The organism is Massilia norwichensis, assembly GCF_024753245.1.
GTDB lineage: Bacteria > Pseudomonadota > Gammaproteobacteria > Burkholderiales > Burkholderiaceae_D > Telluria > Telluria norwichensis.
Genome location: NZ_JANUGX010000027.1, coordinates 62,071 through 83,594 on the forward strand (window position 1 = coordinate 62,071; position 21,524 = coordinate 83,594).

Consider the following 21,524-nt stretch of genomic DNA (forward strand, 5'->3'; position numbering starts at 1 on the left):
GCTGGCTGGCTCGGCAAAAAGGATGGGCATGCAGAAGTTCTTATTTGCGACAGGGATCGAAAGCAGCTACCCGGTGATCGCCGGGCCGGACGGCAAGCCCATGCGCATCGACGAAATGGAGAAAACCGGCCATTACGATCGCTGGAAGGACGATCTCGCCCTCGTGCGCACGCTCGGCATCGACGCCCTGCGCTACGGTCCCCCCCTGGTACCGCACCCACCTCGGCCCCGGCCGCTACGATTGGGCATTCACCGACCAGGTCTTCGCCGAGATCCGCCGGCTCGGCATCCTCCCCATCGTCGACCTCTGCCATTTCGGCCTGCCGGACTGGCTCGGCGATTTCCAGAATCCCGAATTCCCCCATCATTTTGCCGAGTACGCGCGGGCCTTCGCGGAGCGCTTTCCCTGGGTCACGCTGTACACGCCGGTCAACGAAATGTACGTCACCGCCAAGCTGTCGGCCATCAAGGGCATGTGGAACGAGCGCCTGGCCTCGGACCAGGCCTTCGTTACCGCCGTCAAGCACCTGGCGAAGGCGAACATCCTGGCCACCCAGGCGATCCTGCAGGTGCAGCCGCAAGCCCATTTCATCCAGAGCGAATCTTCGGAGTATTACCACCCGGCCGGACCGGACGCGATGGAATGGGCCCGGCACCTCAACGAACTGCGCTTCCTGGCCCTCGACTTCACTTATGGCTACGATGTTTGCGGCCGGACCTACGAGTTCCTGATGGACAACGGGATGACGCGCGAGGAGTACCACTTCTTCCTCGATAACAGTGTCCGTACCCACTGCATCATGGGCAACGATTATTACGCGGTGAACGAGCACACCGCCTATGCCGACGGCCGGGTCGACGTCTGCGAAATGTTCGGCTATTACGTGATCACCAAGCAGTACTACGAGCGCTACCGCCTGCCGGTGATGCACACCGAGACCAACAACCGCGACGAAGGCAGCCAGGAAAAGAACGCCCGCGTCTGGCTGGAAAAGCAATGGTCGAACCTGATGCGCCTGAAAGCCGACGGCGTGCCCATCCTCGGCTTCACCTGGTACAGCCTGATCGACCAGGTCGACTGGGACAGTTCGCTGACCAAGGAGCTCGGCAAGGTCAACCGCCTGGGCCTGTGCGACCTGGAGCGCCGCATCCAGCCGGTCGGCGAAGCCTACCGCGACCTGATCCGCACCTGGCGCGGCCAGGTCGACGGCGGCTTCCTCTGCCTGTAAGGTAAGGTAGGGTGGGCACCCCGTGCCCACGCCGGCCGGTTTTATGCGTTGAGAAAATCCAGCATCAGCGCATTAAGCTGCTGAGCATGCGTCGCAGCAAAGCCATGCGGCGCCCCCTTCACCACCTCAAGCCGGCTGCCCTGAATCATCTGATGCGAGCGCTGGCCGGAAACTTCCAGCGGCACGATCTGGTCAGCATCCCCGTGCGCGACCAGGGTCGGCACATCGAACTTTTCCAGGTCGGCGCGGAAGTCGGTCATGCCGAAAGCGACGATGCATTGCTGGGTCGCCAGCGGCGAAGCCGCCCAGGCCTGCCACTTGCTGAAACCGAGCAGATCCTGGCCCTGCCCTGGCTGCAGGTTGTAGAAGTTCGGGAAGAAACTTTCGAGGAAGGCGATGCGGTCCTTCCTCACGCCGTCCAGCATGCCGTCGAACACCGATTTGTCCACGCCCTCGGGATTGTCGTCCGTCTTCAGCAGGAAAGGCGGGACCGCGCCCAACAGCATGGCCTTCGAGATCCGCTCGGTGCCGTAGCGGCCGATGTAGCGCGCGACTTCGCCGCCGCCCATCGAAAAGCCGGCAATGGCGGCGTCACGCAGGTCGAGCTGGGTCATCAGATCGTTGAGGTCGGCGGCGAAGGTGTCGTAATCGTAGCCGCCGGTCGGACGACCCGATTGCCCGAAGCCGCGGCGGTCGTAGGCGATGACGCGGTAGCCGGCCTCGGCCAGGGCGGTGATCTGCGACTCCCACATACGGTGGCTGAGCGGCCAGCCGTGGATCAGTACCACGGGCTTGCCTTGCCCTTGTTCGTAGTAGTACAGCTCGGTCGGATTGGCACCGGACGTCTGGATGGTAGGCATGCGTACTCCTTTCGTTAACAGACCTGTTTGGACGGAGACGGCAGTGTAAGGTTTTCCATCTGGACGATACGCACGCTTGCCCGGCAGTTCGGTAAAGAAAAAGCCCGCAGGCTGTTGCAGCCTGCGGGCTTGGGATTGTCGACTTCCGGACAGCTTAGAACGGGATGTCGTCATCCATATCCGAGAAGTTCGGTGCCGGTTTCGGCTGCGGACGTGCGGCCGGTGCCGGCGGCGCCTGGCGCGGTGCCGGACGGCTCGGCGGGGCATCGTAACCGCCGCCGCCACCGTAGCTGTCGTCACCACCACCGTAGCTGTCGCCGCCGCCCATACCCTGGCGGCCGCCCAGCATCTGCATGTTCTCGGCGATGATGTCGGTCGCGTAGCGCTCGATGCCGTCCTTGTCGGTGTACTTGCGGGTCTGCAGGCGGCCTTCGACGTAAACCGACGAGCCTTTCTTGAGGTACTGGCCGACGATTTCGGCAAGACGGCCGAAGAAGGAGATGCGGTGCCATTCGGTCAGCTCTTTCTGCTCACCGGTGTTGCGGTCCTTCGATTTGTACGAGGTCGCCACGGCGATGTTGGCGATGGCGTCGCCGCTCGGCATGTAGCGGATTTCCGGATCGCGGCCGAGGTTGCCGACGATGATGACCTTGTTAACTGATGCCATGGTAAAGCTCCTTCAGATGTTGTGAGCCCTGACTCTGCGCGTTGACTAAGCGCCAGGGAACAATAGGTACTGCGACCAGTATTATGCCTCGTCGGCTAGCTTCGGAGGCAATTTTTTAGAGGCCGCAGAGCCTGCCCGGGTGCTGCATTCTCCAGCACCGGTTCAGACAGCGAAGATGGGGTCGAAGTGCCTGATTTGGAAGAGATTTCCATCAATATTTGTTGGCCAATCCTGGCGTAGCGCCCCTGCCCCGTTCAAAAATTTTTGCGCTCTCTGGTGAGTCTGCCATTGAATTCGCCGGACTCCCGACCACATACCCAAAACACGCCTGGTGCGTTCCCATGCCAGGTAGATAACGCAGCCACACCAAATTCACAGCGCGTATACCACTGTGAATAAAAACAGGTAAACTAGTGAGTTCTCCTCGTCCGGCCCACCACTCTTCGAAAGCCAGCAAAAACCTGATGGAAGAAATCCGAATCCGCGGCGCCCGCACGCACAACCTCAAGAACATCAATCTCGACCTGCCGCGCAACAAGCTGATCGTGATCACCGGCCTGTCGGGCTCCGGCAAGTCCTCGCTCGCCTTCGACACCCTGTATGCCGAGGGCCAGCGCCGCTACGTCGAATCGCTGTCGGCCTATGCGCGCCAGTTCCTGCAGCTGATGGAAAAGCCGGACGTCGACCTGATCGAGGGCCTGTCGCCGGCCATCTCGATCGAGCAGAAAGCGACCTCGCACAACCCGCGTTCGACCGTCGGCACCGTCACCGAGATCCACGACTACCTGCGCCTGCTGTACGCGCGCGTCGGCACGCCCTACTGCCCGGACCACTCGCACGAGCCGCTGACCGCGCAGACCGTCTCGCAGATGGTCGACGCCGTGCTGGCGATGCCGGAAGGGACCAAGCTGATGATCCTGGCGCCGGTCGTCGCCAACCGCAAGGGCGAGCACGGCGACCTGTTCGCCTCGATGCAGGCCCAGGGTTTCGTGCGCTTCCGCGTCCAGAGCGGCACCGGCGATGCGAAGATCTATGACGTCGACGACCTGCCGAAGCTGAAGAAGACGGAAAAGCACACGATCGACGTGGTGATCGACCGTATCAAGGTCACGCCCGAGATCAAGCAGCGCCTGGCCGAGTCCTTCGAAACCGCGCTGCGCCTGGCCGACGGCCGCGCCGTGGCCTACGAGATGGACACCGCGAAGGAACACATCTTCTCGAACAAGTTCGCCTGCAATGTCTGCGGCTATTCGCTGCAGGAGCTGGAGCCGCGCCTGTTCTCCTTCAATAACCCGATGGGCGCCTGCCAGGAATGCGATGGCCTGGGCCACATCGAGTTCTTCGATCCGAAGCGCATCGTCGCCTTCCCGAACCTGTCGCTGGCGTCCGGCGCCGTGAAGGGCTGGGACCGCCGCAACCAGTTCTACTTCCAGATGCTGAGCAGCCTGGCGGACCACTACGAATTCGACCTCGACAAGCCTTTCGAGCAGTTGCCGAAGACGGCCCAGGACGTGGTCCTGTTCGGCTCCGGCAAGAACACCGTGCCTTTCGCCTACGTGAACGAGCGTGGCCGCACCGTGATCCGCGAGCACACCTTCGAAGGCGTGGTCAACAACTTGCAGCGCCGCTACCGCGAGACCGACTCGATGGCGGTGAAGGAGGAGCTGGCCAAGTTCATCAACGAGAAGGAATGCCCGACCTGCGGCGGCGCGCGCCTGCGTACCGAAGCGCGCTACGTCAAGATCGGCAACGGCGAGCAGCAGCGCGCGATCTATGAAGTGGCGAAAACTCCGCTGCGCGAGTGCCTGAGCTATTTCGACAGCCTGCAACTGAGCGGCGCCAAGAAGGACATCGCCGAGCGCGTGATCAAGGAGATCGTGGCGCGCCTGAAATTCCTGAACGACGTCGGCCTCGATTACCTGTCGCTGGACCGCAGCGCCGATACGCTGTCGGGCGGCGAAGCCCAGCGTATCCGCCTGGCTTCGCAGATCGGTTCCGGCCTGACCGGCGTGATGTACGTGCTGGACGAGCCTTCGATCGGCCTGCACCAGCGCGACAACGACCGCCTGATCGCGACCCTGAAGCACCTGCGCGACATCGGCAATTCGGTGCTGGTGGTCGAGCACGACGAGGATGCGATCCGCACCGCCGACTACATCGTCGACATGGGTCCGGGCGCCGGCGTGCATGGCGGCGCCGTGATCGCCGAAGGCTCGATCAAGGACATCATGAAGAACAAGGAGTCCTTGACCGCGGCTTACCTGAGCGGCCGCAAGAAGATCGAAGTGCCGAAGAAGCGCACCCAGGCCGACCCGGAGCGCATGCTGCACATCAGCGGCGCGACCGGCAACAACCTGAAGAACGTGACCCTGGAACTGCCGGTCGGCCTGATGACCTGCGTGACCGGCGTGTCCGGCTCCGGTAAATCGACGCTGATCAACGACACCCTGTTCCCGGCCCTGTCGCGCCACCTGTACGGTTCGCAGACCGAGCCGGCGCCGCACGCCGCGATCCACGGCCTGGAACACTTCGACAAGGTGATCTCGGTCGACCAGGCGCCGATCGGCCGCACCCCGCGCTCGAACCCGGCCACGTATACCGGCGTGTTCACCCCGATCCGCGACCTGTTCGCGACGGTGCCGACCGCGAAGGAACGTGGTTACTCGGCCGGCCGCTTCTCGTTCAACGTCAAGGGCGGCCGCTGCGAAGCCTGCCAGGGCGACGGCGTGATCAAGGTCGAGATGCACTTCCTGCCGGACGTGTACGTGCCCTGCGACGTCTGCCACGGCAAGCGCTACAACCGCGAGACGCTGGAAGTCGAGTACAAGGGCAAGAACATCACCGAAGTGCTGGACATGACGGTCGAGGATGCGCACGAGTTCTTCAAGGCGGTGCCGGTCATCGCCCGCAAACTCCATACGCTGCTGGACGTGGGCCTCGGCTACATCAAGCTGGGCCAGAGCGCGACCACGCTTTCGGGCGGCGAGGCGCAACGCGTGAAGCTGTCGCTGGAGCTGTCCAAGCGCGACACCGGACGCACGCTGTACATCCTCGACGAGCCGACCACCGGTCTGCACTTCGCCGATATCGACCTGCTGCTGAAGGTGATCCACCGCCTGCGCGACCAGGGCAACACCCTGGCCATCATCGAGCACAACCTGGACGTGATCAAGACCGCGGACTGGATCGTCGACCTGGGTCCGGAAGGCGGCGCGGGCGGCGGCACCATCGTCGCGACGGGCACGCCGGAACAGGTGGCTGCCAACAAGGCCAGCGTGACCGGCAAGTATCTGAAGCCGCTGCTGAAGCAGTAAGCTTTACCCGTCGTCCCCGCGCAGGCGGGGACCCAAGTACTGCATGCGTTACCGAAACGCGTACAAACTTGGGTCCCCGCCTTCGCGGGGACGACGTTTATATGCGCGGGACGACGTTTATGTGTGCGCGGGGACGACGTCATTCCGGCGAATAGAACGGCTGGTTGATCTTCACCGGCCGCACATCCATCCGGATTCGATAAATCGAATACGCATCCTCGCGGTTGGTCGCGTACTCGCGCGTATCCGGCACTTTCGTAAAAGTGAACTCGAAGCCGCGTTCCGGCGTACGGCTACCCGGGCCTTCGAAGGCGAGGCCGACGGCGCGCTGCTGGTCGCTGTCCACCAGCTTCTCGAGCAGGTTCACCACCGAGGTGTTGCCGAGGATGTCGGTGGTGAAGATGGCCTCGCGGTGCTCGCGGTCGATGTTCTTCAGCGGTTCCTTGTCCGGCCCCGGCGAATAGGCGCGGTTGACCAGGTTGAAACGGTCGCCGCTGTCCAGGTAGCTGATGCGCGCATCCGACACATTGAAGGCCTGCTGCGCCTTGTTGGTGGTGGCGCCGGCCAGGTCGAGCACCAGCGCGCCGCGATAGCCGATGATGGTCACGTCGCGCGACGGGCCCACCACGGCGGCGGTGTTCTCGTCGATGCCCAGGCCCAGCGTATAGCCCTTGGCCAGCATCACCGGCAGCATGCGCGCGAAGCGGCCGCGGATCAGGAAGTGCTGGTCGATGAAGACGTCGTCGCCGACGAAGCCGAGGCCAGGCGCCACATCCTTGCCGTCATTGACGCCGTTCTTCAGCATCGGCAGCACCTCGGCCGGCGGATCGTAGAACATGGTTTTGCTCATGATCGCGGCGCCGGCGCTGGTACCGGCGATCACGCCGCCGCGCCGATACAGCGTCCACAGCGCGTCCAGTACCGCGGTGTTGCTGCCGTCCGCATGCCGGAGCGCGCCGGTGATGCGGGCCTGGTCGCCGCCGGTGAAGAAGGCGCCGCCGGCGCTGCGCACCTTGTCCGCCAGCGCGGCATCGTCGGCCGCCTTGCGCGCGTCGGTGCCGGCCAGGCGCGGCGCGATCGGCACCACGAAGGCTTGTGCGCCGTGGCGATTCAGGGCCGCCACCGTGAGCTGCCCTTCGCGCTCGGGCGTGCCGGCGGCGGTCGGGAACACGGCGATGCGCGCGCCCTTGCCGCCGGCCAGCGCGACGATCCTGTCGTAGACCTCGGCGTTGTTGGCACGCAGGCCGCCGCCGATGATGACCAGCGAACCCTTGGGACTATCCGGCGCGGCGGCCGGCGCCGCAGACGCCACAGCTGCGGCCGCAAGCCCCGCCAGCGCCAGCGCGAAGCACAGTCTCTTCAACATACGCACCCCATCACTTGAACGAGTAGTTCGCGCTCAGGAAGGCGCTGCGGCCGCGCGGATCGGTATAGCTCGGATCGTAGCCGGACAGGAAGAACCAGGACTGGTTCGAGAACGGCGGATCCTTGTCCAGCAGGTTCAGCACGCCGGCGCGCAATTTGAGGTTCTTGCCGATCGCCCAGCTGCCGGTCAGGTCCCACAGCGAATAATGCTTCACGTGGTTGGGCGGCAGCAGCGTGTCGCTGGCCGGGTCGTAGGTCGTGTTCTGGTCGGTGTAGCTGGACGAGTACTGGTTCGCCAGCGTCAGGCTGTAGGGGCCGCTGTCCCATTCGAAGTTGATGCGGTGGCGCCACTTCTGGATCACCTGGTCGTTCAGGAACACGCCGAGGTTGGTGCGGTAGGGTTCCTGCGGGCCGAACTGGCGGTCGTACTTCAGCACCAGGGTGCCGGACAGGTTGACGCCAACGCGGCCCCAGGCTCCGCGCTCGCTGTACCACTCGCCGCCCAGGTCCAGGCCCGAGGTCTTCAGGCGGCCCTGGTTTTCCTTCATCAGCAGGATGCTCGAGATGTAGCCGTCTTCGTCGCGCTGGATGTAGGTGCCGTTGTAGGTGGCGGGGTTGTTGATGATGACCTGTTCGCCCAGGGTGCTGATCACGTCCTTCTTCTCGATGTTCCAGTAGTCGATCGAGAAGTTGGTGCGCTTGCCCAGGTCGATCACGGTGCCCAGCGTGAACTGGCGCGATTTCTCGGGTTTCAGGTTCGGGTTCGAGCGGCGTTCGACGTCCCACTGGTCGGTACAGGCGTCGATGCTGCCGTCCTGGGCAACGCACTGCGGGTCGGTCAGGATGCCGGCGGTGGTGCCGAAGATGGTCGGGCGCTTCAGGTCCGACAGCGAAGGCGCGCGGAAGCCGGTGCCGGCCGAGGCGCGCAGCAGCACGGCGGGTGCCGGCTGCCAGCGGATGCCGACCTTCGGATTGGTGGTGTTGCCGACTTCGCTGTAGTGGTCGTAGCGCAGCGCGAACTGCATCTCGAGCTCTTTGGTGAACGGCGCCACCAGCTCGGTGAACACCGATGCGACCTTGCGGCTGTTGTCCGCAGCCTCGCTCTCGAGCAGCTCGCCGGCCGGGATCGTGCTGTCGCGGTCGCCGGCGATATTGTTCGACAGGAGCAGATCCGAGGGCGTGAACTTCTGGCGCTCGCGGCGCAGTTCGCCGCCCACGGCGATCGCCAGGTCGCCGCCCGCCAGCGCGGTCAGGGCGCGCGACATCTTGCCATCCAGCGAAGTGCTCACGCCCTTGGCCTTGCGCGCCTCGTCGTTGATCTTGATGCCGTTGATGAGATCGATCGCGGCCGGGGACGAAGGCGCGAACGGGTTGACGGTGCCGTTGCGCACGGCGGCGTCGAACTTGTCGAACAGGACGTAGCCGTTCACGTACTTGTCGACCGCGCGGTTCTCGGCGCGCGCCACGGCCACGTCGTAGTCCCAGCCGGCCAGGGTGCCGCTGGCGCCGAGCACCAGGCGCTGGCCGGTACTGGTCACTTCGTTGCTGCGGTTGCCGGCTTCAGCCATGCGGTAGCGGATCCCGCTGAAGGTGTCGGGCAGGCCGGCGCCGGTCAAGGCGTTGCGGTAGGCCGTCGGCAGGATGCTGACCGGCAGGTTGCGGATACGGACCGGATTCGGCGACAGCACATATTTGGTCTTCGCCTGGGTCTGCACCAGTTCCGCGAACAGCTGGTTTTCCGGGTTCAGCTGGAAGGTCGCGCGGCCGATGAAGCCGATCTTGCGCGAATCCGGATAGATCTCGGTGTCTTCCATGAAGTCGTAGCTGCAGCCGTACCTGCCGCCCGGGCCCAGCGGGGCGTACACGGTGGCGGGCGGGTTGCAGCCCGGCGCGCTCGGGTTGACCCGGCTGACGGTGCTGCCGGCCGGCAGCAGGCCGGCCGCGATCAGGGCGTTGCGCTGCGCGCCGGAGATGTCGATATTCGCCGGGAAGGTATTGCTCGACATCTGGGCCGGCAGCAGGGTCGCCAGCGGGTGGTTCTGGATGAAGTCGCGCTGGCCCGAACGCAGGGCGTCGAGCTGCTGCACGTCCAGCACGCCGAACACGTTGAAGCGGTCGGTATTCAGGTCGCCGGCGCCGGCGCTGATGCTGGCGGTCTTCTTGCCGGCGCCGCCGTGCTGGGTGCCGGCGAGCGAGCCGGCCAGGTCGATGCCGGTGTAATCCTTGCGCGTGATGAAGTTGATCACGCCGCCGATCGCGTCGGTGCCGTAGATCGCCGAGGCGCCGTCCTTCAGCACCTCGACGCGCTGGATCGCGCCGGCCGGAATGTTGTTCAGGTCGACGCCGGTGTTGTCGCCGGGCGAGGCGAAGTTGGCCAGGCGGCGGCCGTTCAGCAGCACCAGCGTGGACGAGGCGCCGATGCCGCGCATGTTGGCGGCGTTCAGGCCGCGCTGGCCCGAGGTGCCGTCGGTGATGCTGGGACCGTCCGTGATCGGCGCGGTGTTGGCGCTGATGTTCCTGACCAGTTCCGCGGCGGTGGTGGCGCCCATCTTCTCGATGTCTTCGCGGGTGATCATCTGCACCGGCAAGGCCGTCTCGCTGTCGATGCGCTTGATCGACGAGCCGGTGATCTCGACGCGGTGCACCTTCTGTCCGTCTTCCTGCGCCTGCGCCTGCTGCGCCATCAGACCCAATGCCGCGGCGATGCTCGACGCCAGAATATGTTTTCTCATGCTCTGCTCCTTTTGGGGTGGTGGTCGCCGTAGAGGTAGGCGGCAATCGCTTCGGTATGGCGGGCCGCCTTGGCCACATTGGCTTTATTGGAAGTCATCAGCGACACGGCCAGCGCTTCGATCAGCGCCAGCGCGGCGCTCGAACTGCTGGGCAGTACCGGATGCGCGCTGTGCGCGTACAGCACGTGGTGTCCCAGCTCGGCGAGCGGGGACGCGGGCGAATCGGTGATGGAGACGACGGTCGCGCCGCTGTCGCGCGCGAAGCGGGTCAGCGGCACGACGGCCAGCGTATAGCGCGGCAGCGAAATCACGACCAGCACGTCGCGGCTGCCGATGTTCGCCAGGTGGCTGGCCGCGACTTCGGTGCCGCCGCTCGCGGCCACTTCGACCACCTGACGGCAGAAGGGCTGCAGGTGCATGGCGAGCGCGCCGGCCAGGAACGAGGACAGGCCGAAGCCCATCACGTAGACGGTACGGGCCTTGGTGAACACCGCGCCGATGCGGTCGAGCTGGGCGCCATCGAGAGCCCGGCTGGTGGAGGTGATGGCGGCTTCGGCGTAATGCAGGCTTTCGAGCGCGGGCGTGCTGGCCGGCGAGCCGGCCGCCGCCTTGCGGGCGATGGTGCTGCGCAGCTTCTCGACCGGCTGCAGCACCGACTGCAGGGTCTCGGCCACCGCGCCGCGCATCGCCGCGTAGTTCTTGAAGCCGAGGTCGCGCGCAAAACGGCTGATGGTCGCCGTCGACACCTCGCAGGCCTCGGCCAGTTCTTCGATCCCGAGCGCGGTGACGCGCATCTGGTTGCGCAGCAGGTAGTCGGCGATGGTGCGGTTCGACGCCGAGCCTTCCGCCAGCACCCGCAACAGGTTCTGGCCGAGCGAAGACTCGGCGAAACCGATGTCGGGCGAAGCGCTGGACGGGGCGGCGGGCGTCATGGTGACCTGATGTCAACGAATAAACATTTCCAAATGTAATCCACTTGTGTTTTCAAACTCAACAAGTTTTTGAAAAAAATCTTTCACGGATTTACCTTGTGTAAAAATTCATACATAATCGGCCGGGCACGCCGGAACCGGCCAGGAGACCTGCCCATGCACGCCTACAAACACGCGATCGCGACCGAAGCCGGGGTCGCCGGCTATGAACTGCGCTCCTTCCATTACGGCAGCCCGGGCAGCGGCAGGAAGGCTTATATTCAGGCTGCATTGCATGCGGACGAGGTGCCGGCCATGCTGGTGGCGCACTGTCTCAGGCGCGAACTCGACCGGCTCCATCAGGAAGGCCGCATCCTCGGCGAAATCATCCTGGTCCCGGCCGCCAATCCGATCGGCCTGTCGCAGGTCATGCAGGGGATCCCCTTCGGGCGTTTCGATTTCGGCAGCGGCGTGAATTTCAACCGCGCCTTCCTGCACGTGGCCGATGCGCTCAAGGTTTCGCTCGCCGGCCGCCTGGGTGCGGATGCGGCGGCGAACGTCGCCGCGATCCGCGCCGCAGCGCGCGCCGTCATCGCCGGCTGGGAAGCGCCGGATCCGACCACCCTGCTGAAGAAGACCTTGCTGGGCATGGCGATCGACGCCGACATCGTGCTCGACCTGCACAGCGATAACGAAGCCATGCTGCACCTGTACGCCGGCACCGCGCTGGCGCAGAAAGCGGCGCCGCTGGCCGCGCTGCTCGGCGCGCACGCCCTGCTGCTGTCCGATGCCTCGGGCGGCGATCCCTTCGACGAAGCCTGCAGCCGCCTGTGGTGGGACCTGGGCGCGCACTTCGGCCCGCGCTTTCCGATCCCGCCAGCCTGCGCCGCCATCACCGTGGAGCTGCGCGGCGAGATGGACGTGCGCTACGATCTGGCCGAACAGGATGCGCGCGCGCTGCTGCAGTACCTGGCGCGCGAGGGCCTGCTCGACATCCCGCTGGATGCGCTGCCCACGCCGCTGTGCGAAGCGACACCGCTGAGCGGCGTCGAGCGCCTGGACGCGCCGCAGTCGGGCGTGCTGGTGTTCCGCAAGGCGCTCGGCGAACAGGTCGCGGCCGGCGAGGCGGTGGCCGACATCGTCAACCCGGTGAGCGGCAAGACCGCCACCGTGCACGCCAGCCGCGAGGGACAGCTGTTCGCCAGCACCGCGCACCGCTTCCTGCTGCGCGGCGCGCACATCTGCAAGATCGCGGGCGCGACGCCCTTCCGTTCCGGTTCCCTGCTGAGTCAATAACGATAAGGAAGCAAAGCGCATGCGCCTGCGAATGCCCAATACCTTCGTGCTGCTGTTCGCGATCCTCGCATTGATCGCGCTGGCGACCTGGTTCGTCCCCGGCGGGAAGTACGAAACCCACCTCGTCAACGGCAAGCAGCTGGTCGACCCGAACACCTTCCATTACGTGGCCAGCAGCCCGCAGGGACTGGTGGCCTTGATGAAGGCGCCGATCAAAGGTTTTGTAGAAGCGGCGCAGATCATCGGCTTCGTGCTGATCGTCGGCGGCGCCTTCGCGGTGGTGCAGAAGACCGAAGCGATCGACACCGCGATCCGCTCGATCGCCCGCGCGCACGCACATTCGAAGCTGGTGCGCGCCACCATCATCCCGGTCTTCGTGACCCTGTTCTCGCTGGGCGGCGCCACCTTCGGCATGAACGAGGAGGTGATTCCGTTCATCCTCATCTTCGTGCCGCTGGCGCTGGCGCTCGGCTACGACACCATCACCGGCGTGTCCATCCCCTTCCTCGGCTCGCAGGTCGGCTTCGGCGCGGCCTTCCTGAACCCCTTCAACGTCGGCATCGCCCAGGGCATCGCCGGCGTGCCGGTGTTCTCGGGGATGGGGTATCGCCTGATCGTGTGGGCCGCCGCGACCTTCGTGACGATCGCCTTCCTGATGTGGTACGCGGCGCGCGTAAAACGCAATCCGGCGCTGTCCCCGACCTATGTGCTGGACCAGTCCCGGCGCCAGGAACATCCGGTGGTGCTGGCCGACGAACGGATGACCGGCCGTCATGCGGCGGTGCTGGCGATCTTCGCGCTCACGCTGGGCGCGATGGTGATCGGGGTGGTCAAGTACGACTGGTTCATCGACGAGATCGCGGCGCTGTTCCTGGCGATGGCGATCGTGGTCGGCATGGTCGGCCGCCTGGGCCCGGACAGCTGGGTCGCCTCCTTCATGCAGGGCGTGAAGGACCTGGCGCCGACCGCGCTGGTGATCGCGATCGCGCGCGCCACGATGGTGATCGCGCGCGACGCCCACATCATCGACACCATGCTGCACGCGCTGATGCCGCTGGTAGCTTCGAGCCACCCGGTGTTCGCGGCGCAGAAGATGTACCTGATCCAGTCGGTGATCAACTTCTTCATCCACTCGGGCAGCGGCCAGGCCGCGCTGACGATGCCGATCATGGCGCCGCTGGCCGACCTGGTGGGCGTCACGCGCCAGACCGCGATCCTCGCCTTCCAGCTCGGCGAACTCTCCACGCCGATGATCCCGACCTCGGGCATCACGGTGGGCGTGCTGGCGCTGGCGCGCGTGCCCTGGCTGACCTGGGCCAAGTGGATGATTCCGCTGCAGCTGATCTACCTGGTGCTGGCCCTGCTGCTGCTGGTGCCGCCCTGCCTGATGGGGTGGAGCTGAGGAAGCGCCGGCTCATTCCCTGGCCGGCGTGTCGGCAGCCTGCTCCTTGCGGTGGACCTTGACCCAGACGCAGGTTGCCGTGCAGACGAAACCGGCACCGGCGATGTCGCTGGCGTTGTAGGACCAGCGGTCGAGGTTGCCCTGGTAGGTGATCTGGCACAGGCCCTGCGGCGGCAGTCGCACCGAGGACAGGAAGCAGGCATTCGCCTTGTCGGAATCCGGGATCTTCTTCTAGGCGCCGTTGGTCGCCTCTTTGAGGGACATGTGCTTGACGTTGGTGCTCTCGATGTCGAGATTGTCGATCTGCTGCAGCATCTCCTTCTTGTCGCTTTCCGACTGCCTCTTGTTGCGCGCCGCCTCGTTGGCGATGTGGCCTTCCACGCAGTTCAGTGCCGCCTGGACGTCGCCGATGATTTTGATTGCGGCTATTTTAGCGAGGCAGTCTTCCTGTGCCGCCGCGCCGGACGCCCATCCTGCCAATATGCAGGCCAGTACGCAGGTCTTCACAAGGGATTTCATGGACAACCTCCATTCTTATCGGTCGCTCACCGGAACAGGCAGCTGGCATCTCTCTGGCTGACGTCGGGATTCTTGCAATTGTCGGCACGCGCCGGCGCTTTGGCTTTCTGCTGGGGCTTGCGCGGCAGCGGGGCGGGCGGCCTGGAACTGGGCACTGGCCGCTCGATGTGTGTTGCCGGGGCTGCGCTGTCCGCGGTCTTGGTATCCGGTAGCGCCGGCGATGACTGGACCGGCGCTGCCTGCACCGCGGTCGGTGCCGGTGGGGCCGCTGCCGGCGCAGCTGGCGCCGGCAGCGCGGCGCTTGCCGTGTCTTTCCGCGCCGGCGGGGTTTTCTCGATGCCGATCACAAAGGCCAGGACTGCGGCCAGCAGCGCCCCGCCCACGGCATAGACCAGCAGCCACCTGGCGTAGGCCGTCCTGGCCTTTGCCGGCGCTGCGGGCTTGACCGCCGCCGGTGCCGGCGACGGGCGGCGTTGCGCTTGCGGCTCGGATGCCAGCTTGCCGACCGGGACCGTTTCGGCGGACTGGACCTTCGCGGCCAGTTCCGGCTCGTCCAGTTTCGGTTCGAGCCTGGGCTCGAGCTTCGGTTCGAGCTTCGGCTCCAGCTTCGGCGCTGGCGCCGGCTTACGTACCGGATGCTTCGCTGGCGGTGGCTGCTCAGCCAGCCGGGACTCGGGTTCGGCTTTGGGCGGCGATGGCGTCGGCATCAAGGGTGGGCTGGATGGTGCGGCCGGCTCCCGTGGCGGGACCGCCGGCATCGTGGCGTGCTGCAGGTTTTGTCCCGCTTCGACCGCTGGCTGGCTTTCGCGGGTCCGGGCGGTGCGCGGCTTTCTTTTTTCGGTCGGATTGGGTGCGGGCTGAACCGTCGGCGCGCTGGCTTTCGCCGGGCTCTCTTTCGACTTCTTCCGCTCGCCCAGGCTGGGTTCGATCCTGGGCGGCGACGCGTTCGCCAGGCTGGGCATCTCGAACGGCTTCTTCTCTTCGACCCGATGGGCTGCCGGCTGGAACAGCTGGCCGCTGAGCGCGCGCATGTACAGCACCGGCGTGCCCCATTCGATGGGATGGCCATTGCCCTGCATGCGCAGCCTTGCTTCGGTCAGGGCCGCATCGACTGCGCCGGTTTCGATCAGGTCGCGATAGAAATAGCGGGTGAAGATCAGCGCGGCATCGTCCGTGATCGAAGCCTGCATCGCCACCACGGCAGGCACGCCCTGCTTCAGGAATCCCTGCGCCAGGCCGGAGAAAGGCGCATCTTCGGAGATCGCGCCGGAGCAGGCGTTCAGGACGATCAGCCGCGGCAGCGCCCCGCTGGGAAAGGCGGCGCGCAAATGGGTCGCTTCCATTTCATGGCCCCTGCCCGATTCCTGCTCGAGCACCAGCGCGCCCGGCATGCCATGGCCGACGAAGTGAAATATGTGGGTGCTGAAATGGCGCAGCGAGTCGCGCAGGTTGTCGAAGGTGCAGTTGCCCGGCACCCGCCGCAGTTCCAGGCGGCCGGCCGTGATCGAGGGCTCGAGCGCCTGGCACAGGATCTCCCACTCGCGCGCGATATCGAGCCGCGGGTGATCCGTCGGCGAAGACAGGGCCACCAGTACCCGCAAGGGCCCTTCGACGCTGATCGGCGGAATCGGTTGCGCGACCGGCAGGTAGCGGATCAGGGGCGTGTTCTCCCTGACGGCGAGAAACTCGCCGCATTCGGTATCGAACAGGAACTCCCAGGGACGCGCGTGCAGTTCGCTGTCTTCCGGCAGCCGCAGGCGGATGCGCAATCCTTTGCCGGCGCGGGCCGCCGTGTCCAGCGAGGCGCGGAACAGGTGCTCGATGTCGCCGGAAAATACGGCGTCGAACAGCTTGCCGCCGAAGTCCTGGATCGTACCGCCTTTGCCCGCGCGGGCGCGGCGTTGCCGCAGTCCACCGTAGATGTCGTCGAGCAGCGCGCTTTCTTCTGCGGCATCGAAGGGCCAGTGCACGCTCATGAAGGGGCAATCGCCTTGCGGCGACTCCAGGACGCGCGCGCACAGCTGGCCGCCCTGCGGGCTGATGATTTCCAGATCGAAGTTCTGATAAATCATTGCAATCCCAGTGTGATCCGCAAATACACACTTAGACAGCGACCCGCAGCGAACGTGCGCTACCGCTGGCAATCCTTATGCCGGTTTCCAGGCGACCTTGACCCGCAGACTCCCTTCCGTGCTCGCCCGCGCAATCACCGCCCCGGCGCCAGCCTCGAATTTCAGGCTGAACTCGACTTCGACCTGGGCCGGCGCAGCGGCCAGCTCCCTGCATGCGGCAAGGGCCGCATCGGCAACCGGACGAATGACGGAGAGTGTGTCCTCCAGCGACTTGCCGGCTGTCTCGGCGACGCGAGCAAGGCTGGCGCCACGGACCGGGCTCCCCATCGGGGCGGCCTCCTCGGACTCAACGACAACTGTGCCGCCGGGTACATTGAACTCAATAAGCTTGTTCATGGAAATTCCTCTCTCCAAATGCAAAAGGGACAGGCATTTGCCTGTCCCTTCCTGCTCATATGCTGCTTATGTGCGCATGGGCCTGGTTTGTTTATGCCCCCAGGCGCTGCTCCAGCTGCTGCTTGGTCTCGACCAGTTCCTGCGGCAGGCGGTAAGCCAGCTTGTCGAACAGTTCGCTGTGCAGTTTCAGCTCTTCGCGCCAGGCGTCCTTGTCGATCGAGGTGATCTGCTGGAACTGCGCTTCGGTGAAGTCGATGCCGGTCCAGTTCAGGTCCTGGTAGGACGGCGAGGTGCCGAACATGTGCTCGACGCCGCCTTGCTGGCCTTCGGTGCGGTCGAGGATCCATTTCAGGACGCGCATGTTGTCGCCATAACCCGGCCACACGAAGTTGCCGGCGTCATCGGTACGGAACCAGTTGACGCAGAAGATCTTCGGCTGCGCACTGATTTTCTTGCCCAGGTCCAGCCAGTGCTGGAAGTAGTCGCTCATGTTGTAGCCGATGAAGGGCAGCATCGCGTACGGGTCGCGGCGCACCACGCCCATCTGGCCGGCGGCCGCGGCGGTGGTTTCCGAGCCCATGGTGGCGGCCATGTAGACGCCTTCGGTCCAGTTGCGCGCTTCGGTGACGAGCGGCACCGTGGTCGAGCGGCGGCCGCCGAAGATGAAGGCCGAGATCGGCACGCCGGCCGGATCGTCCCAGGCCGGATCGATGACCGGGTTCTGGGTCGCGGCGACGGTGAAGCGCGCGTTCGGGTGCGCGGCCTTGGTGCCCGAGGCCGGGGTCCAGTCCTTGCCTTGCCAGTCGATCAGGTGGCTTGGGGCTTCCTTGGTCATGCCTTCCCACCAGACGTCGCCGTCGTCGGTCAGCGCGACGTTGGTGAAGATGACGTTCTCGCGCAGCGAGGCCATGCAGTTGGGGTTGGTCTTGTCGTTGGTGCCAGGGGCCACGCCGAAGTAGCCGGCTTCCGGGTTGATTGCGACCAGCTTGCCGTCCGCGCCCGGCTTGATCCAGGCGATGTCGTCGCCGATGGTGGTGACCTTCCAGCCTTCGAAGCCGCCAGGCGGAATCAGCATCGCGAAATTGGTCTTGCCGCAGGCCGATGGGAAGGCGGCGGCCACGTATTTCTTGTCGCCCTGTGGCGATTCGACGCCCAGGATCAGCATGTGCTCGGCCAGCCAGCCGGTGCCGCCCAGTTGCGCTTCCTGGTAGCCCATGTTGGAAGCGATGCGCAGCGCGAAGCATTTCTTGCCCAGCAGCGCGTTGCCGCCGTAGCCGGAGCCGAAGGACCAGATCTCGCGGGTTTCCGGGTAATGGACGATGTACTTGGTGGCGTTGCACGGCCAGCGCACGTCCTGCTGCCCGGCGGCAAGCGGCATGCCGACGCTGTGCACGCAGGGCACGAAGGCACCGGCTTCGCCCAGCACGTCGTACACGGCGCGGCCCATGCGGGTCATGATGCGCATGTTGACGGCCACGTAAGGCGAGTCGGACAGCTCGACGCCGATGTGGGCGATCGGCGAACCCAGCGGGCCCATCGAGAACGGCACCACGTACATGGTGCGGCCGGCCATGCAGCCGTCGAACAGGCCGTTCAGGGTCTGGCGCATTTCGTTCGGATCGGTCCAATTGTTGGTCGGACCGGCCTGCTCCTTGGTGGCGGAGCAGATGAAGGTACGGTCTTCCACGCGCGCGACGTCGCTCGGGTCCGAGCAGGCCAGGTAGGAGTTCGGCCGCTTTTCCGGATTCAGGCGCTTCATCGTGCCGGCTTCGACCATCAAAGCGCACAGGCGGTCATACTCTTCCTGGGAGCCGTCGCACCAGTAGATGGCGTCGGGCTTGGTCAGGGCCGCGATCTCGGCCACCCAATTGATGAGTTTGTTGTGCTTGATGTAAGCTGGAACGTTCAAAGCGGCGACGCCGCCCATCACGGGCTGATTCATGAATACCTCCAATGCCAATTAAGAATTCGTGGGGCCTCGACAAGCCGGCTTCGCGTCGCAGGGCCGCGGCTGGCAACGGTTCATCGAGGGTCCGTCTTGGTCATTTCCGCCTGGCAGATCGTCATCGTCAGAAGTCCCGGAACCGGGCCCGCGCTCTGGAATCCATTTGGCAATGGTTCGGCGCCGGGTAACGTGATGCGGCGGTCGTGTCGGCTGGCCTCGACTCATGTCTCAAAAGATGCTATTCAGACATCGCGGGCCTTTATCTCTGGACGATTCTACACCCGCATAAATGCGTTTCAAATGCTTTCACAACAAAAATGTAGGAAATTTGGTTGAGTAATGTAGTAGGACATTTATGATCTTTTGATTACTCGTTATTTCATTACTTACCCGTACGAAATTTACAAAAAAGCTTATGAAAATAGCTATCCTCGACGATTACCAGGACGCGGTGCGTCAGCTGGAATGCTTCCGATTGTTGGACGGCCATGAGGTCAAAGTGTTCACCAGCTCGAGCCGTGGACTCGGCCAGCTGGCGATCCGCCTGGCGCCTTTCGACGCGCTGGTGCTGATCCGCGAGCGCACCGCCTTCCCGCGCGCCCTCTTGGCCAAACTGCCGAACCTGAAACTCATTTCGCAGACCGGCAAGGTATCGGGTCACGTCGACGTTGCAGCCGCCACCGAACGCGGGATCGCGATTGCGGAAGGCGTCGGCTCGCCAGTCGCGCCCGCCGAGCTGACCTGGGCGCTGATCATGGCGGCGAGCCGCAGGATCGTTCCCTACGCCAACAACCTCAAGCAGGGTCTGTGGCAGACCGCCTCGATCAATCCGGAATTGAATCTGCTGGGACGGACGCTCAAGGGGCGGACGCTGGCAATCTGGGGCTACGGCAAGATCGGCCGCATGGTGGCCGGCTACGGCAAGGCTTTCGGGATGCAGATCCTGGTGTGGGGCAGCGAGAACAGCCGCGCGGCAGCGGTGGCCGACGGCTTCCAGGCGGCGTCCTCGCGCGAGGCTTTCTTCGAAGCGGCCGACGTGCTGAGCCTGCACCTGCGGCTGAACGAGGCGACACGCGGCATCGTCACCGCGGATGACCTGGCGCGGATGCGGCGCGACGCGCTGTTCGTGAATACCAGCCGGGCCGAGCTGGTGGCGGAGAATGCGCTGGAAGAAGCCCTGCACCGCGGCCGGCCGGGCCAGGCGGCGCTGGATGTGTTCACCAGCGAGCCGCTGCCGCCCGATGCGCCGCTATTGAAGATCCCGACCGTGCTGGCGACGCCGCACCTAGGCTATGTGGAGAAGGACAGTTACGAGCTGTATTTCCGGACCGCGTTCGAGAACGTGGTCCATTTTGCGAACGGCAAGCCGAGCAATATCCTGAATCCCGATGCGTTGACATCGTAGGGTGGGCACCCCGTGCCCACGGCATTCAACGAAGCTCGGGCTCGCCCGTGAAATTCGGCTTACGCATCGGCATCTCATGCCGGCGCGTCCACAAGCCGGCCCAGCCCGGCGGCCAGTCGATGGCCGGGCCTGCATAGGCCGGCAGGCCGGCGCGCACCGGCACCACCGGCACTGGCGGCATCTCGACCAGGCCGCCGCCTTTCGGTTGCGGCGCCATGTCGAAGCTGTACATGTAGCCCGGCAGCAAAGCATCGCACACGCCGGCGAACCAGGCCGTGTGGTCTTCGTCGCGGCCGAGCGCGCGCGCCAGGCCTTCGGGGTCGAATTTGGCCAGCGCGTGGACCAGCTCGTCCGTGGTGGCGCCGGGCGCATCGCCCCAGCCCATCACCGGATTGCCGTTATAGTCGGCGCCCGAGCCATACCAGCCTTCGCGCCACGGCCGCTGCATCCAGTCGCGCTGGCCGGCGAACAGGTGCCAGCGCCAGTGCAGGCCGGACGGCTTGGGCCAGGAGTGCAGGTAGAGTTTTTCGTAGCCGGCCTTGTGCAGCTCGCGCACCATCGCCATCAGGCGCGCATGCGGCATGCGGTCCGGCGGCGAACGGCGGAACAGGATGGCCTCGCCATCGGCGTGCTGTACTTCGTCGGTGGAAAGGTTGAGGTCGAGCGTGCGCGATTCGTTGCCGAAGCGCGCGGAGATCCAGCCGGTCAGCAGATTGACGTGGACAATCACGCCATAGCCGCGATGGCGGTGGAAGATGACAGTGCCTGGAGCGACGGGTTTCATGTGATCAGTGTACTCATCCGATCCGGAAGATTCTAGCGCAGTCACACACGGATACACCACGGTTTGCGGCTATCATTACCCACCTTATTTTTCTGCGTTTCCAAACCATCATCATGACTTTGCGGATCATCGCCACCGGCGGCACCTTCGACAAACACTACAACGAACTCAACGGTGTTCTGGGCTTTGCGGACAGCCACTTGCCTGAGGTTATCAAGCGTTCGCGCATCACCATCCCGGCCGCGCTCGAGGTCGTTTCCCTGCTCGATTCGCTCGACATGCAGGATGCCGACCGCCAGAAAGTCCTGGCCGCCTGCCAGGCCGCCACCGAGAAGGCCATCGTGATCGTGCACGGCACCGATACCATGCGCGAAACCGCCGAGGTGCTGGGCGCGGCAGCGGGCACCAGCGACAAGACCATCGTCTTCACCGGCGCCATGATTCCTTACGAGATCGCCAACTCGGACGCGCTGTTCAATTTCGGCTTCGCCTGCGGCGTGGCCCAGACCCTGCCGCCGGGCGTGTACGTGGCCATGAACGGCACGATCTTTACCTGGGATAACGTGACCAAGAACCGCGCCGCCGGCGTGTTCCAGGCGCGCTGAGCCGGTAACGTTGCTGGCCGGC

17 protein-coding genes are annotated in these 21,524 nt (G+C 64.9%); 6 read left to right on the forward strand and 11 right to left on the reverse strand.

What is annotated here, in order from left to right; all coding sequences use genetic code 11:
• Positions 1 to 296 precede the first annotated feature (296 nt).
• Positions 297 to 1,229, forward strand: coding sequence for a family 1 glycosylhydrolase (locus NX782_RS20080; protein ID WP_258847294.1), 933 nt, complete (start codon positions 297 to 299; stop codon positions 1,227 to 1,229).
• 41 nt (positions 1,230 to 1,270) lie between these two features.
• Here NX782_RS20080 and NX782_RS20085 read toward each other — a convergent pair whose 3' ends face one another.
• Complete coding sequence (locus NX782_RS20085; RefSeq protein WP_258847258.1) at positions 1,271 to 2,089, reverse strand: alpha/beta fold hydrolase; 819 nt, start codon at positions 2,087 to 2,089, stop codon at positions 1,271 to 1,273.
• Between the two features lie 154 nt (positions 2,090 to 2,243).
• A complete protein-coding gene (ssb, locus tag NX782_RS20090) occupies positions 2,244 to 2,756 on the reverse strand; it encodes a single-stranded DNA-binding protein (RefSeq protein ID WP_258847259.1) in 513 nt (170 codons plus the stop codon).
• A gap of 464 nt (positions 2,757 to 3,220) precedes the next feature.
• Between ssb and uvrA the strand changes: the two genes are divergently transcribed.
• On the forward strand, positions 3,221 to 6,070 hold the full coding sequence (uvrA, locus tag NX782_RS20095; RefSeq protein WP_258847260.1) for an excinuclease ABC subunit UvrA: 2,850 nt from the start codon (positions 3,221 to 3,223) through the stop codon (positions 6,068 to 6,070).
• Between the two features lie 139 nt (positions 6,071 to 6,209).
• On the opposite strand, the gene NX782_RS20100 is transcribed toward uvrA, so the two are convergent.
• From NX782_RS20100 to NX782_RS20110, 3 genes are read right to left on the reverse strand one after another with little or no spacing between them, the layout of a single operon-like run.
• Positions 6,210 to 7,436 (reverse strand): cyanophycinase, encoded by a 1,227-nt coding sequence (locus tag NX782_RS20100; RefSeq protein WP_258847261.1) that lies wholly within the window; start codon positions 7,434 to 7,436, stop codon positions 6,210 to 6,212.
• A gap of 10 nt (positions 7,437 to 7,446) precedes the next feature.
• Positions 7,447 to 10,167 carry a TonB-dependent receptor gene (locus NX782_RS20105; protein WP_258847262.1) on the reverse strand — a complete coding sequence of 907 codons (2,721 nt, stop codon included), beginning with the start codon at positions 10,165 to 10,167 and terminating at the stop codon, positions 7,447 to 7,449.
• Positions 10,164 to 11,099, reverse strand: coding sequence for a MurR/RpiR family transcriptional regulator (locus NX782_RS20110; protein WP_258847263.1), 936 nt, complete (start codon positions 11,097 to 11,099; stop codon positions 10,164 to 10,166). The genes NX782_RS20105 and NX782_RS20110 overlap by 4 nt, the downstream gene beginning before the upstream one ends.
• A gap of 156 nt (positions 11,100 to 11,255) precedes the next feature.
• Here NX782_RS20110 and NX782_RS20115 point away from each other — a divergent pair, with 156 nt between their 5' ends.
• Positions 11,256 to 12,374, forward strand: coding sequence for a M14 family metallopeptidase (locus NX782_RS20115; protein WP_258847264.1), 1,119 nt, complete (start codon positions 11,256 to 11,258; stop codon positions 12,372 to 12,374).
• A 19-nt stretch (positions 12,375 to 12,393) separates the two neighbouring features.
• A complete protein-coding gene (locus NX782_RS20120) occupies positions 12,394 to 13,776 on the forward strand; it encodes a YfcC family protein (protein ID WP_258847265.1) in 1,383 nt (460 codons plus the stop codon).
• Positions 13,777 to 13,788: 12 nt separating this feature from the next.
• On the opposite strand, the gene NX782_RS20125 is transcribed toward NX782_RS20120, so the two are convergent.
• The 5 genes from NX782_RS20125 to NX782_RS20145 form a co-directional block, all read right to left on the reverse strand.
• Positions 13,789 to 13,959 carry a hypothetical protein gene (locus NX782_RS20125; RefSeq protein ID WP_258847266.1) on the reverse strand — a complete coding sequence of 57 codons (171 nt, stop codon included), beginning with the start codon at positions 13,957 to 13,959 and terminating at the stop codon, positions 13,789 to 13,791.
• A 48-nt stretch (positions 13,960 to 14,007) separates the two neighbouring features.
• The gene (locus tag NX782_RS20130) at positions 14,008 to 14,295 is read right to left on the reverse strand and encodes a hypothetical protein (RefSeq protein WP_258847267.1); all 288 of its coding nucleotides are present in this window, start codon (positions 14,293 to 14,295) and stop codon (positions 14,008 to 14,010) included.
• Positions 14,296 to 14,321: 26 nt separating this feature from the next.
• Positions 14,322 to 16,367 (reverse strand): CHAT domain-containing protein, encoded by a 2,046-nt coding sequence (locus tag NX782_RS20135; protein WP_258847268.1) that lies wholly within the window; start codon positions 16,365 to 16,367, stop codon positions 14,322 to 14,324.
• Between the two features lie 75 nt (positions 16,368 to 16,442).
• A complete protein-coding gene (locus NX782_RS20140) occupies positions 16,443 to 16,763 on the reverse strand; it encodes a CU044_2847 family protein (RefSeq protein ID WP_258847269.1) in 321 nt (106 codons plus the stop codon).
• A gap of 91 nt (positions 16,764 to 16,854) precedes the next feature.
• A complete protein-coding gene (locus NX782_RS20145) occupies positions 16,855 to 18,705 on the reverse strand; it encodes a phosphoenolpyruvate carboxykinase (GTP) (protein WP_258847270.1) in 1,851 nt (616 codons plus the stop codon).
• 418 nt (positions 18,706 to 19,123) lie between these two features.
• Between NX782_RS20145 and NX782_RS20150 the strand changes: the two genes are divergently transcribed.
• The gene (locus NX782_RS20150; protein WP_258847271.1) at positions 19,124 to 20,113 is read left to right on the forward strand and encodes a D-2-hydroxyacid dehydrogenase family protein; all 990 of its coding nucleotides are present in this window, start codon (positions 19,124 to 19,126) and stop codon (positions 20,111 to 20,113) included.
• 25 nt (positions 20,114 to 20,138) lie between these two features.
• On the opposite strand, the gene NX782_RS20155 is transcribed toward NX782_RS20150, so the two are convergent.
• The gene (locus NX782_RS20155; protein WP_258847272.1) at positions 20,139 to 20,897 is read right to left on the reverse strand and encodes an L-asparaginase; all 759 of its coding nucleotides are present in this window, start codon (positions 20,895 to 20,897) and stop codon (positions 20,139 to 20,141) included.
• A gap of 113 nt (positions 20,898 to 21,010) precedes the next feature.
• On the opposite strand from NX782_RS20155, the gene NX782_RS20160 reads away from it, so the two are divergent.
• Positions 21,011 to 21,502: an asparaginase domain-containing protein gene (locus NX782_RS20160; protein ID WP_258847273.1), complete on the forward strand. Its 492-nt coding sequence runs from the start codon at positions 21,011 to 21,013 to the stop codon at positions 21,500 to 21,502.
• The last annotated feature ends 22 nt before the right edge of the window (positions 21,503 to 21,524 follow it).

What these genes read in the sequence shown, in the direction of transcription:
- NX782_RS20085 (WP_258847258.1), bottom strand. Translation starts at nt 2,089, where the DNA reads ATGCCTACCATCCAGACGTCCGGTGCCAATCCGACCGAGCTGTACTAC.
- ssb (WP_258847259.1), bottom strand. Translation starts at nt 2,756, where the DNA reads ATGGCATCAGTTAACAAGGTCATCATCGTCGGCAACCTCGGCCGCGAT.
- uvrA (WP_258847260.1), top strand. Translation starts at nt 3,221, where the DNA reads ATGGAAGAAATCCGAATCCGCGGCGCCCGCACGCACAACCTCAAGAAC.
- NX782_RS20100 (WP_258847261.1), bottom strand. Translation starts at nt 7,436, where the DNA reads ATGTTGAAGAGACTGTGCTTCGCGCTGGCGCTGGCGGGGCTTGCGGCC.
- NX782_RS20105 (WP_258847262.1), bottom strand. Translation starts at nt 10,167, where the DNA reads ATGAGAAAACATATTCTGGCGTCGAGCATCGCCGCGGCATTGGGTCTG.
- NX782_RS20110 (WP_258847263.1), bottom strand. Translation starts at nt 11,099, where the DNA reads ATGACGCCCGCCGCCCCGTCCAGCGCTTCGCCCGACATCGGTTTCGCC.
- NX782_RS20115 (WP_258847264.1), top strand. Translation starts at nt 11,256, where the DNA reads ATGCACGCCTACAAACACGCGATCGCGACCGAAGCCGGGGTCGCCGGC.
- NX782_RS20120 (WP_258847265.1), top strand. Translation starts at nt 12,394, where the DNA reads ATGCGCCTGCGAATGCCCAATACCTTCGTGCTGCTGTTCGCGATCCTC.
- NX782_RS20130 (WP_258847267.1), bottom strand. Translation starts at nt 14,295, where the DNA reads ATGAAATCCCTTGTGAAGACCTGCGTACTGGCCTGCATATTGGCAGGA.
- NX782_RS20135 (WP_258847268.1), bottom strand. Translation starts at nt 16,367, where the DNA reads ATGATTTATCAGAACTTCGATCTGGAAATCATCAGCCCGCAGGGCGGC.
- NX782_RS20140 (WP_258847269.1), bottom strand. Translation starts at nt 16,763, where the DNA reads ATGAACAAGCTTATTGAGTTCAATGTACCCGGCGGCACAGTTGTCGTT.
- NX782_RS20145 (WP_258847270.1), bottom strand. Translation starts at nt 18,705, where the DNA reads ATGAATCAGCCCGTGATGGGCGGCGTCGCCGCTTTGAACGTTCCAGCT.
- NX782_RS20150 (WP_258847271.1), top strand. Translation starts at nt 19,124, where the DNA reads ATGAAAATAGCTATCCTCGACGATTACCAGGACGCGGTGCGTCAGCTG.
- NX782_RS20155 (WP_258847272.1), bottom strand. Translation starts at nt 20,897, where the DNA reads ATGAAACCCGTCGCTCCAGGCACTGTCATCTTCCACCGCCATCGCGGC.
- NX782_RS20160 (WP_258847273.1), top strand. Translation starts at nt 21,011, where the DNA reads ATGACTTTGCGGATCATCGCCACCGGCGGCACCTTCGACAAACACTAC.